General features: G+C 64.5%; 12 protein-coding genes and 1 riboswitch. Of the genes, 1 reads left to right on the top strand and 11 read right to left on the bottom strand.

Annotated elements, in window-relative coordinates:
• The 6 genes from trpD to metE all read right to left on the bottom strand — a co-directional run.
• A partial coding sequence (trpD, locus tag VK519_RS04930; protein WP_324348020.1) for an anthranilate phosphoribosyltransferase occupies nucleotides 1–682 on the bottom strand: 682 nt, incomplete at its 3' end.
• Complete coding sequence (locus tag VK519_RS04925; protein WP_324348019.1) at nucleotides 679–1275, bottom strand: anthranilate synthase component II; 597 nt, start codon at nucleotides 1273–1275, stop codon at nucleotides 679–681. The genes trpD and VK519_RS04925, both read right to left, overlap by 4 nt.
• 110 nt (nucleotides 1276–1385) lie before the next feature.
• A complete protein-coding gene (locus VK519_RS04920) occupies nucleotides 1386–1823 on the bottom strand; it encodes a type II toxin-antitoxin system HicB family antitoxin (protein WP_324348018.1) in 438 nt (145 codons plus the stop codon).
• 24 nt (nucleotides 1824–1847) lie between these two features.
• On the bottom strand, nucleotides 1848–2027 hold the full coding sequence (locus tag VK519_RS04915; RefSeq protein ID WP_324348017.1) for a type II toxin-antitoxin system HicA family toxin: 180 nt from the start codon (nucleotides 2025–2027) through the stop codon (nucleotides 1848–1850).
• Between the two features lie 117 nt (nucleotides 2028–2144).
• The gene (locus tag VK519_RS04910) at nucleotides 2145–2414 is read right to left on the bottom strand and encodes a type II toxin-antitoxin system TacA family antitoxin (protein ID WP_324348016.1); all 270 of its coding nucleotides are present in this window, start codon (nucleotides 2412–2414) and stop codon (nucleotides 2145–2147) included.
• A 65-nt stretch (nucleotides 2415–2479) separates the two neighbouring features.
• Entirely contained in the window at nucleotides 2480–4771 is a 2292-nt protein-coding gene (gene metE / locus VK519_RS04905; RefSeq protein ID WP_324348015.1) for a 5-methyltetrahydropteroyltriglutamate--homocysteine S-methyltransferase, read from the bottom strand.
• Nucleotides 4772–4985: 214 nt separating this feature from the next.
• A riboswitch (cobalamin riboswitch) is annotated at nucleotides 4986–5222 on the bottom strand.
• Between the two features lie 126 nt (nucleotides 5223–5348).
• On the opposite strand from metE, the gene VK519_RS04900 reads away from it, so the two are divergent.
• Nucleotides 5349–5612 (top strand): DksA/TraR family C4-type zinc finger protein, encoded by a 264-nt coding sequence (locus tag VK519_RS04900; RefSeq protein ID WP_324348014.1) that lies wholly within the window; start codon nucleotides 5349–5351, stop codon nucleotides 5610–5612.
• Between the two features lie 45 nt (nucleotides 5613–5657).
• Here the strand turns inward: VK519_RS04900 and VK519_RS04895 are convergent, their stop codons facing one another.
• The 5 genes from VK519_RS04895 to VK519_RS04875 form a co-directional block, all read right to left on the bottom strand.
• Nucleotides 5658–6500: a type II toxin-antitoxin system HipA family toxin gene (locus VK519_RS04895; protein ID WP_324348013.1), complete on the bottom strand. Its 843-nt coding sequence runs from the start codon at nucleotides 6498–6500 to the stop codon at nucleotides 5658–5660.
• Nucleotides 6501–6634: 134 nt separating this feature from the next.
• Nucleotides 6635–7012 (bottom strand): hypothetical protein, encoded by a 378-nt coding sequence (locus VK519_RS04890; RefSeq protein ID WP_324348012.1) that lies wholly within the window; start codon nucleotides 7010–7012, stop codon nucleotides 6635–6637.
• Between the two features lie 72 nt (nucleotides 7013–7084).
• A complete protein-coding gene (locus tag VK519_RS04885) occupies nucleotides 7085–7768 on the bottom strand; it encodes a hypothetical protein (RefSeq protein WP_324348011.1) in 684 nt (227 codons plus the stop codon).
• The gene (trpE, locus tag VK519_RS04880; protein WP_324348010.1) at nucleotides 7768–9243 is read right to left on the bottom strand and encodes an anthranilate synthase component I; all 1476 of its coding nucleotides are present in this window, start codon (nucleotides 9241–9243) and stop codon (nucleotides 7768–7770) included. Before trpE ends, VK519_RS04885 begins: the two co-directional genes overlap by 1 nt.
• A gap of 44 nt (nucleotides 9244–9287) precedes the next feature.
• Complete coding sequence (locus VK519_RS04875; RefSeq protein WP_324348009.1) at nucleotides 9288–11240, bottom strand: ATP-binding protein; 1953 nt, start codon at nucleotides 11238–11240, stop codon at nucleotides 9288–9290.
• Nucleotides 11241–11242 lie beyond the last annotated feature (2 nt).

The raw sequence follows: 11242 nt of genomic DNA, 5'->3' as shown, positions 1-11242 counted from the left end.
CCCAGACCACCAGTGCGCGCTCGGCGCCGAGTTCCTGCAGCACGCGCACCTGGATGCCGACGAGGTCCGGATGGAAGACGCCCATCAGGATGTTCGGCGCGCCAGCGGGGTTGGTAAGCGGCCCCAGGATGTTGAACATGGTGCGCACGCCCATTTCGCGGCGCACGGGCGCCACGACCTTCATCGCCGGATGGTGATTGGGCGCGAACATGAAGGCGATGCCAGTCTCGGCCATGCACTGGGCCACCTGCGCCGGGCGCAGTTCGATGGCGGCGCCGAGCGCCTCGAGCACGTCGGCACTGCCTGACTTCGATGAAACGCTGCGGCCACCATGCTTGGCCACGTGCGCACCGGCCGCGGCCGCCACGAACATCGCCGCGGTGGAAATGTTGAAGCTGCTGGCACCGTCACCGCCGGTACCGACGATGTCCACGAAGTGATCGTGCGGCGGCAGTTCCACGCGGGTGGAGAGCTCGCGCATCACGCGTGCAGCGCCGGTGATCTCGCCGATGGTTTCCTTCTTCACGCGCAGGCCCGTGATGATCGCGGCCGTCATCAACGGGCTCACTTCCCCGTTCATGATCTGGCGCATCAGGTCGACCATCTCGTCGTGGAAGATCTCACGATGCTCGATGGTCCGCTGCAACGCCTCGGAGGGAGTGATCACCTGGCGTCCGCTCATGCAGCGATCGACAGCGGCTGGCCGAGGAAATTGCGCAGCAGGTCGTGACCGTGCTGGGTGAGGATCGATTCGGGATGGAACTGAACGCCCTCGACATTGAGCGTGCGATGACGCAGGCCCATGATCTCGTCGATGCTGCCGTCGTCATTTTCCGTCCAGGCGGTGACTTCCAGGCAATCGGGGAGCGAGGACTGCTCCACCACCAGCGAGTGGTAGCGGGTGGCTACGAACGGGTTGGGAAGGCCTGCGAAGACGCCCTGCCCCCGATGGCGAACGGGCGATGTCTTGCCGTGCATGATCCGGCCGGCACGCACCACGTTGCCGCCGTAGGCCTGGCCGATGGCCTGGTGGCCCAGGCACACGCCGAAGATGGGGATTTGCCCGCCCAGGTGGCGAAGTACATCCAGCGATATGCCGGCGTCGTTGGGCGTGCCCGGACCCGGCGAAATCATGATGCGCTCCGGCGCCAGGGCGCGGATATCCGACACCGACAATGCGTCGTTGCGCACTACTTTCACCTCCTGACCCAGTTCGCCCAGGTACTGGACCAGGTTGAAGGTAAAGCTGTCGTAGTTGTCGATCATCAAAAGCATAAACGGCCTAATTCATTGATTTACAGACACATGACGCAACGGGCCCGCAGATATACCCATCCAAATGTAACCCAACGGCATGTGCCGGGGCCATTGGATTCGCACCCGCTTTACGCCGCCCGACGCCCGTCGAACGGCTCAACGGATACATTGACTCGATAACCCAGGACGGCAAGGGCCGCCTCGACTTGGTCAAGCTTCGACTTGTGAGTCAGGCTTAACAGGCGATCGACCTGCGGTGCATGCACGCCGAGCTTTCGGGCCAGGCTCGACTTGCGCAGCCCGCGTGAACGCATGGCCTCGTACAGGCCAATCTTTGCCACATCCAGCGCGGGAAGCGATACCCAGAACTCACCTCGCTTCTTGTCGCTCGGGCGAGGTAGTGGCTCCCGATGGTCCATGTGCCACTGCAAGACAAGGGCGATGGCATCGATGGACTCCTGCAGTGCCTCTGCCAGGGAATCGCCCACACTGTTGAAGGCGGGGAGATCGCGGCAGGTCGCCACGTAGGCACCGCCATCCTTCACGATTTTCACTGCGTATCGCATCACCGCTCCGTTGATTGCCACGGCCTATTTCAGGCCAAGGTCTTTGAGGATGCCTCTTCTCAAACCTTCGGGAATTTCTTTCGATCCATGATTGGGGACGACAGAAGTCCTGTCGTTAAGCGTCACGAACTGGTGACTTCCTCGCTGCCGTTCAAAGACCACTCCTTGCGCCCGAAGCCATCGTATGAACTCGCTGTACTTCATCGGCTTCCTGCCGTTCGATTGTTCGCGGGCAGTATAGCAACATAAGTGTTGTCAACAACACTTATGTTGTGTACTAGGGTCATTCCCCAGAGTATGGCCGCCGCGAGCCGCCAAGTATCAACACGCCCAGGGCGCAGGCGTGTCGAGCAGACGGCGCAATGCGTCGGCATCCTCCAAAGGCGCCTCCAACACTTCGTTGAACCGCTTGAATTGCACCGCGGTTAGTCTGAAGTGGACCTGATCAGCCAGGACCTTGCGCGCTTCCTCGCACGCGGCATCCAAGATGAATTCGGCACGGCTTTTACCCACAACCCGCGCAGCGTGATCGATCAGCGCCACGCTGCCAACTGACGCACGAAACTTGATAATCTTGTAGACAGTCGGCATGCAGTATCGGGGAAGCCGATTGCCCGCTCATTGGGCACGCTACCGCGTTCTCAACCAAGGCCACCTCAGGCCGCCGCAGTCACACCTGACCGCATCTCCCTCGCCGCAGCCACCATCGCCTCCAATGCTGCACGCGTCTCCGGCCATCCACGAGTCTTCAACCCGCAATCAGGATTCACCCACAACTGCTGCGGCTTAAGAACGGCCACGGCCTTTTCGAGCAGGTCGGTCATCTCCGACGACCGCGGCACCCGGGGTGAGTGGATGTCGTAAACACCGGGGCCGATCTCATTGGGGTAGCGGAAGCGTACGAAGGCATCGAGCAGTTCCATGCGCGAGCGCGAGGTTTCGATGGAGATGACATCGGCATCCATCGCCGCCACGGCGTCCATGATGTCGTTGAACTCCGAGTAGCACATGTGGGTATGCACCTGGGTTTCGTCCGCCACGCCCGAGGCGGTGAGCCGGAAGGCTTCCACCGCCCAGTCGAGGTATGTTTTCCAATCGGCGCGGCGCAGTGGCAGGCCTTCGCGCAAGGCCGGCTCGTCGATCTGGATCACACCGATGCCCGCGCCTTCCAGGTTCAGTACTTCGTCGCGCAGGGCCAGCGCGATCTGACGGCAGGTAGCCGAGCGCGGCTGGTCGTCGCGTACGAACGACCACTGCAACACGGTGACCGGGCCTGTAAGCATGCCCTTCATCGGCCGGTCGGTGAGCGACTGCGCGTACTGCGACCAGCGCACCGTCATCGCCTTGGGGCGGCGCACGTCGCCGAAGATGATCGGCGGCTTGACGCAGCGCGAGCCGTAGCTCTGCACCCAACCGAGTTTGGTGAAGGCGAAGCCGTCAAGCTGCTCGCCGAAGTATTCCACCATGTCGTTGCGCTCGAACTCGCCGTGCACCAGAACATCCAGGCCGATCTGTTCCTGGAAGCGCACGCATTTTTCGGTCTCGGTTGCCAGGAAGGCATCGTAGTCGGCGTCACTGAGCTTGCCCGATTTGTTCTGCGCCCGTGCCTCGCGCACCTCGTGCGTCTGTGGGAATGAACCGATCGTGGTGGTTGGGAACAGCGGCAAGCCCAGCCGTTTGGCCTGCGCTTGCTGGCGCTCGGGATAGGCGGATTGGCGACGCGTGGCTGAAGGCCCGATCGCAGCCAGTCGCGCGGCAACGTCCGGACGATGCACCAACGTTGAATGGCGGCGGCGGTCCTGGCGTCCGCGGGCATCGAGCAGGGCGACCTCCGCTTGCAGCTTGCCGTCCAGGGCATCACCAAGGACGCGCAGTTCCTTGATTTTCTCCCGTGCGAAGGCGAGCCAATCGTGAATCTCCTTCGGCAGGGAGCGCTCCAGTGACGCGTCGATCGGCACGTGCAGCAACGAACACGAGGGCGCCAACTCAAGCGATGCCGAGCCGATTGCGTCTCGCGCTTGCCGGGCAAGCACGAGCGCGCGATCAAGATCGGTGCGCCATACATTGCGCCCGTCGACCACGCCTAGCGACAACACCAGGTCCCGTGGCCAGGCCAGCAATACCTTGTCCAGCTGCGCTGGGGCACGCACCAGGTCGACATGCAGGCCGTCTACGGCCAGTTCCCGCACCAGCGGCAGGTTGTCGCCAACCTCGCCGAAGTAGGTCGCCAACATCAGTTTCGGTCGCTCCACCTTCGCCAGATGTGCGTAGGCGCGCCGATACGCCGCCTGGTCATCGGCGTCCAGGTCGAGCACCAGGCAAGGCTCATCGATCTGCACCCACGTGGCGCCGGCGGCCTTCAGCCGACCGAGCAGTTCGGCATATACCGGCAAGAGGCGATCCAGTAGCGCCAGGCGGTCACTGCCATCCACCGTCTTGGCCAGCAGGAGAAAGCTGACAGGCCCCAGCAGCACCGGGCGGGCCTGCAGGCCCAGTGCGCGGGCTTCCAGGTACTCGGCCACCGGCTTGTCGCCGCGCAGGCGGAACACCTGGTCGCCGGTGAGCTCGGGCACAAGGTAGTGGTAGTTGGTGTCGAACCACTTGGTCATCTCCAGCGCATGCAGGTCGTAGCCGCCTTTCTGCGTGCCGCGCGCCAGGGCGAAGTAGCCGGCCAGCGGATCGGCGTCGGCCAGCGCACGGTAGCGCTCGGGAATGGCATCGAACAGGAAGGCGGTGTCGAGCACGTGGTCGTAAAGCGAGAAGTCGTTGCAGGGCACGATGTGGGCGCCCGCGTCGCGCTGCAGGTTCCAGTGGCGGTGGCGGAGGCCCCGTGCGGTGTCGTTGAGGACTTCCGCGCTGCTGTCGCCGGCCCAGTAAGCCTCCAGTGCGCGCTTGAGTTCGCGCTTGGTCCCCATGCGCGGGAATCCAAGGTTGGCAATGTTCGTCATGTGTAGCGTTTCCTCTCATGCGTGATGAAGAGGAACGAAGGAACCGCGCGCAAGCTGCCCTAGGGAGAAGGACGCGCCCGCCACGCCAGCGACCTTCGCCCCCGCGGGCGAACCGGATCAACACACGGGGACGCACGGAGGAAGGCGCCACGGCACAGAAGGCCGCAACGCATGGCTCCGGTTGCCTCCCCGCGGAAGCTCCAGGTCAAACAGGGATCGCTCCCTGGTCGCGGCAGGTCTTCGGGCTCGTGGACGAAAGGCGCATCGCGCCTTGCCTAATGTTCGCCGCTTCCCGGCCCCCAAAGGGAGGCCAGTGCTTGTGGCGAAGGTCGTTTCCACACACCGCTGCGGGGCAGCGCCGGAATAAGCCCTAGGGCCTCACCGGACTTCCCTTTTAATTGCATCTCTCTATCTTGATGAAGAGATGCAAACCGTGACGAGCCGTAAGCTACGCCTGCGCGGGTGAAAGGTCAAACGGACCGGGGCGTACCATCGGGGCGCGCCCATAACGGATTGATCCGTATCGGTTCACCCCGATATTGGGTACCTAGGGCTAAAGAAAGAAGGCGGAGGCGACATGGCAACCGGCTGGGCAGGCGATGGCGCTGTGCAGGATCAGATCGACGCGACGGTGAACGACGCGGTGGAACGCGCACGTCGCCAACTGAAGGACGGTCCTGGTTTGAAGCGATGCGAGGAATGCGACGCACCGATTCCCGCGGCGCGGCGGAAGGCTGTTCCCGGCGTCCGCCTGTGCGTGGCGTGCCAGCAAGCGGCCGACGACACAACCGGCGCCCATCTGTTCAACCGACGCGGCAGCAAGGACAGCCAGTTGCGTTGACGATCACATTGGCATGCGAGGCCGAAGGCGATTCGGTCGCATTGCTTACGCTCGCTCGTATGTATCGGTAAAGAGATCGATGCCTTGCCGAATGGCATCCCTGAGCTCGGTCTCATCGTCCAATAGCTCTTGCTGCGTGAACATGATGGTCTCCGCGGCACGAATAAGCTGCCCGAGGCGTTCAACAGGGTCGGAGATACCGCAGACCTTCGCGAAGGGAAGGATCTCGGCTCGGGCCCGGAACAGGCTCTTCGAACCATTCAGGGTCAGAGCCAACTGGTCTTCCGGGATGTAACGGGTTGTATTGACGATGTCGTAGGCAGGCGCCATCCGTACATCGCCCGCCAAGGGATGGGTGTAGAGAAGACCAAAATTCTTCAGATGCGCGTCGCCGTTGCCGAGCATGACCGACAGCACGACTTGGTCAAAGAGCTGCGCCTTAGCCTGGCTGACATGCTCTGGAGCACAGTAAGCCTCGATTGCGCGCGCAACCTGCGTATAGCTTCCAGTATATTTTTCTTGCGCCGACCGTCCCATGAGCGATGCCATGTCTTCAAAGCCAATCGGCTCACCTGCCGACGTTCGATCGAAGCGCCGCATGACGAAGAGCCTGCGGTTTTCGGACAGGTAGAAATCCGGCACAGGCACACCCGCCTCGCGGACAATACCCATGCAGATGAAATAGCCTTCGGGGAGATTCATCTCGAAGATGGGCAGAAGCGTTTGACTGCGGTAAGGCTCCATCCGCCGTTGCATGTTGAGGGCGATTTCCGACTCCGGTGCGATGTCCGGACTGTATTGAAAGAAATATCCGTTCTCGCGTGCGAGTACGCCGCTGTTCCCCTGCGGCGTCGACACCGCCAAATGACGAATCGCTTTAGTCGTCACCGGAGAAGAACTCCCTTGCTTCTTCCAACGTGGGGCGCCTGGTCGGTGCAAGCGTCAACTCTGCCCCCAGCGCCTTGGCGATGGCTGCATAAGCCTTACTTTTGGTGATCCGTGACGGCCGGTTCTGTTAGCGGCTAGGCGGTAGCTGCGCTTTCGACCGCCGATGGTGCCAAGTCAGGTGCGTAGTGTGAGGTAGCGTCACCCTCTTCACTCCCAAGTGCCTCTGCGCTGGCCTCGGCAAGTACCTTGCGCAACGCAAGCACCGAGCGCAGGTTTCGCTCCATTTCGGCGACGGTCAGCGGGAAATAGTTGTCGTCGCGATCACTGGCCAGCCAGCTGGCCACGCGCTGGTGATCCACCGGTACCTGCATTGCGTGCAGGGCAGCCACCACGTCGTTGGCGTCCAGTCCCGCCACTTCGCACACCAGGCGCCACAGCCAGTTCACGCGCTGGGGATCGAGCCCGCGGGTCATCGGCGGACGCTGGTACGGTCGGTAGTTGAGGTCGCTCATGGCATGGATTCCCGGACGCGGGAGATTCGATGCCTGCTTTATCGGCAAAATCTCACGGGGCTTGAATATGCCCTAGCGCGGTGTGGCCGATCCGGGTGGCGCCGGGAAGGCGAAAAGCTCGCTGGTGTAGGTTTCCACCACCAGGCTGAAGGGTCGTCCCTGCCCGTCGTAGAGCACGGCCTTGTGCCGGAGCACCTGGTCGGGTATCGCCAGCGGCCGGCTCGCCCTTGGCAAAGACTGCGAGATCTCCCATCCGCCGGGCAGCGCGTGCCACAACGTTTCCGCCGACTTTGTTTCCCGTCGGAAATGAAGCGCGGCAACGACCTTGCCGAACGGCTGGTCGGTGGTGTCCAGGATGTGGTTCATTTCCGGCGTGAGCCGCGCCGGCACATACCAGTTGTCCGCTTCGGAAAGCACATGGCCGCCACAGGCAAGCTTCACGCGGCGGTAGCGCACCGGCTCATCGGCGCCGATGCCCATCAGCTGCCGGTCTTCCGCCGACAGGGGCTTTTCGATGCGATCACGCTGGGCGATGATCTTCGCGGGATCCGCCAGATGATGGGCGCCGCACCAGCCTTCCAGGGTGAGCGTGGCGCTGGGATGGCTTAAGAGGTCTGCGTTGAAGGTCTGCAGCAATGCCACCGCCTGCGTGCGCGTGAGCTGGGAATCGGGCCACGGCGGCGCGGCGCGCGACAGCGCCGGCAACGGGGCAACACTGGCCAGCGCAAACAGCACACCTGCGACAGGCACGCGCATCAAAGCCCTTCCACTGCCTGGGCCACGGCGCGGAAAAGCGCGCGGCCCTTGTTCATGGTTTCTTCCCACTCGGCGCCGGGGTCGGAATCGAACACCACGCCGCCACCGGCCTGCACGTGCAGGCGGCCGTCCTGGATCACCGCGGTACGGATGGCAATGCAGGTATCGCCGTCGCCCCACCAGCCCAGCCAGCCGATGGCCCCCGCGTAAATGTTGCGCTTGAAGGGTTCCAGTTCCTGGATGATCTCCAGGGCGCGGATCTTCGGTGCGCCGCTGACAGTGCCGGCCGGGAACGTCGCCTTGATCACATCCATGTACGACATGCCGTCGGCAACCTCGCCTTCCACCTGCGAGACGATGTGCATCACGTGCGAATAGCGCTCAACCACGAAGGAATCGGCCAGGCGCACCGTGCCGGTACGGCTGACCCGGCCCACGTCGTTGCGGCCGAGGTCGATCAGCATCAGGTGCTCGGCGCGTTCTTTCGGGTCGGCCAGCAATTCTTCTTCCAGGGCCTTGTCCTGGGCTTCGTCGTCGCCACGACGCCGGGTGCCCGCGATTGGCCGCAGCACCACCTTGCCCTCCTGCAGCCTCACCAGGATTTCCGGCGACGAACCGACGATCTGCGTCTTGCCGATGTCGATGAAGTACATGTACGGCGAGGGGTTCATCGCGCGCAAGGCACGGTAGACATCTACCGGCCGCGCGTGGAAGCCCACGGACAGGCGCTGCGAGGGCACCACCTGGAAGATGTCGCCGGCGCGGATGTATTCCTGCGCGCGGCGCACCATCGCCTCGTATTCCTCACGGGTGAAGGAGGATTTGAAATCGGTCTCGTCCAGCGCCACGGACTGCGTGGGCTGCGGATACCCTGCCCCGCCCTGGCGCAGGCGATGAACCAGTGCATCGAGCCGGCGCTGGCCTTCGGCATAGGCCTGGGGACGCGAAGGATCGGCGTGGACGATGAGGTACAGCCGGCCTTTGAGATTGTCGAAAACCGCCAGTTCCTCGGCCAGCATCAGCAATACGTCGGGTGTGCCCAATTCATCGAGCTTGTCCCATTGCGCCAGGCGCGGCTCGATGTAGCCAATGGTTTCGAAACCGAAGTAGCCCACCAGCCCACCGGTGAACGCGGGCAGGCCCGGCAGCCTGGGTACGTCGTACTGGGCGCGGAGCTTTTCGATTTCGCCCAAGGGATCGGCCAGAGTGCGGGTTTCCACGACCTCGCCGCTGTCTTCCACTTCGAGCGTGTGTCCGCGCAGGCGATACACACGCCGCGCCGGCAGGCCGATCATGGAGTAACGACCCCACGTGGAGCCGCCTTCGACCGATTCGAACAGAAAGGTATACGGCCCGTCGGCAAGCTTCAGGTAAACCGACAGCGGGGTGTCCAGGTCCGAAAACACCTCGCGGACCAGGGGGATGCGCGTGTGGCCCTGGGCCGCCAGTGCATCGAATTCGTCACGGGAGATCACGTCGTTCGCATCCGCGCGTCAAAGACGTTCGATTGTAGCGGCAACTACAGTCGGTGACGTGTCATCGGACGGACATGCAGCACGAAGGCCACGCCCGAGCCATCGGCAAGATTGTGCGCACTGGCGGTGCCGCCGTGGCGCTCGGCCACCAGGCGTACCACGTACAGGCCCAGCCCCAGGTGCGGCGCGTCGCCGGGCGTGGCCTTGTCGCGCAAGCTCACCAGCGAGTCGAACAGGCGGCCGTGCATGGCCTCGGGCAGCGGCGGCCCCTGGTTGGCTAGCTCGATCTCGGCGCCATCGGGGACTTCCCGCAGGCTCACCCGCAACCAGCCGCCCGGCGGCGTGAACGACAGCGCGTTGTCGAACAATTTATCCAGCGCCTGGGCCAGGAGTTCCGGCGCCGCGTGCATGCGCAGCGGCCCGTCGGGCAGTACGCATTCGACGCTGCGATCGCCGGCGAGGCCGCGGTAGGCCGCTGCGCAGCCGCCCACCACGGCGGCAAGATCCACTTCCTCCGCTTCCGCCGCGGCGATCGCCCGCTCCATGCGGCTGGCCTCGCTCATCGCCCGCACCAGCGTACCCAGGCGGGCCACGCCGTCGCGCGCACGCGCCAGATACGGGGCGGCCTCGGGCGGCAGCGCGGCCTGCTCGAGGTTGTCCAGCGAGGATTTGACGATGGCCAGCGGAGTATTCAGTTCATGCGACAACTTCGAGGCCAGCGTGCGCAGATAGTCGGTGTAACCGCCCACCACCTGCAGCAACTGGTCGAAGCTGCGGGCCAGGTCGCCCAGTTCATCGCTGGCGTCGGTCAGCGGGAACCGGCCGTCCAGACGGCCGTCGTTCTGCTGGGCGAGCTCCGCGGCGTCGCGCAGGCGGCGAAGGCGCAGGGTGAGGCGGGTGGCGAACGCCAACAGCACGCCGCCAGCCACCAGCAGGGCAAGGAAGCTGATGATGAAGAGCCCAAGCAAGGCCCGGTTGGCCAGCAGAGGCACATTGCGGTTGGCCTGCTCGAGCACCACCACCGCGCGCACGCTGCCTTCCACCTCCACAGGCATGGCGGCGCTAAGCACCACGCTGCCGCGCGATTGCCCGGCACGCCAGGCCACCGCGGGCGCGCCGCCCAGCGCCTGGCGCACTTCGGGAAGATCAACCCTCGGCGCGTCTTCAGCCCATTCGGCGGCCGGGTCCAGGCGCCGGGACAGCAGCGAGGCGTAGACCAGCGAGGCAAACCATCCTGGCCGCTGCGCCGGTGGCAGGTCGGCCACGCCGAGCTTGCCGTGCTGGGCCAGCAGCCACGCTCCCGGCGCCAGCAGGCGCACGCGCACTTCCGGCGGCGCCAGCCGGCCGAGTTCGGCGGAGGTCGAGGGCGAGAAGCCGATCAGCGGCCGCGCTTCCTGCGCCACCGGGTCGCCGCCCGCGGCGGCGCTATAGATGCCCACGCCCAATCGGTCCAGGACAATGCTGGCCGGGATGCGCAGCTCCACGCGGTAGCCGCTGCCGTCTTCCTGCCATTGGGCCTGCAATTGCCCGGGAAGGTTGCCGGCAGCCTCGTCGATGCTGGTTGCCGTGACGGCACCGGGAGCGTCCGAGGCAATCAGGTAACGGCGCTGCTCTACCCCTCGGCCAAGCAGCAGGGTGACATGGTCCGCGCGGCGCGCGGCATTGTCGAAAACATCCGGCCGCGTGCGACGGGCCGTGCGCACGTCGATGAAGAGGTAAAGCCAGTCGCCCTCGCGGGCCAGCATCAGCTTGGCATTGCCCGGCAGCGGTTGCGACCAGGGCGTCATCGTGGCCCAGTCGTCACCATAGCCGTCGACGGTGATCGGCACCGATGTGTCCTGCACATACCAGCCCCCGCGCGCGGGGGGAAGATCGGTATCAAGCACCGCGAGCGTCCGGGCCAGCGCACGTGCCGACGCCGAAAGCGCCTGGGCCTGGCCATCACGCAGCAGGGATTCCATCTGGCGCACGTACAGCCAGCCGGCCAGTGGCAGCACCA

The sequence above is a fragment of the Pinirhizobacter sp. genome, from assembly GCF_035317885.1.
Lineage (GTDB): Bacteria > Pseudomonadota > Gammaproteobacteria > Xanthomonadales > Rhodanobacteraceae > Pinirhizobacter.
Note: the sequence above shows the minus strand (reverse complement) of the source record. Positions and strands in the feature narration are given on the sequence as shown.

Bases quoted from the DNA above. Each gene is read 5' to 3' on its own strand.
- VK519_RS04925 (WP_324348019.1), bottom strand. From the start codon at position 1,275: ATGCTTTTGATGATCGACAACTACGACAGCTTTACCTTCAACCTGGTC.
- VK519_RS04920 (WP_324348018.1), bottom strand. From the start codon at position 1,823: ATGCGATACGCAGTGAAAATCGTGAAGGATGGCGGTGCCTACGTGGCG.
- VK519_RS04915 (WP_324348017.1), bottom strand. From the start codon at position 2,027: ATGAAGTACAGCGAGTTCATACGATGGCTTCGGGCGCAAGGAGTGGTC.
- VK519_RS04910 (WP_324348016.1), bottom strand. From the start codon at position 2,414: ATGCCGACTGTCTACAAGATTATCAAGTTTCGTGCGTCAGTTGGCAGC.
- metE (WP_324348015.1), bottom strand. From the start codon at position 4,771: ATGACGAACATTGCCAACCTTGGATTCCCGCGCATGGGGACCAAGCGC.
- VK519_RS04900 (WP_324348014.1), top strand. From the start codon at position 5,349: ATGGCAACCGGCTGGGCAGGCGATGGCGCTGTGCAGGATCAGATCGAC.
- VK519_RS04890 (WP_324348012.1), bottom strand. From the start codon at position 7,012: ATGAGCGACCTCAACTACCGACCGTACCAGCGTCCGCCGATGACCCGC.
- VK519_RS04885 (WP_324348011.1), bottom strand. From the start codon at position 7,768: ATGCGCGTGCCTGTCGCAGGTGTGCTGTTTGCGCTGGCCAGTGTTGCC.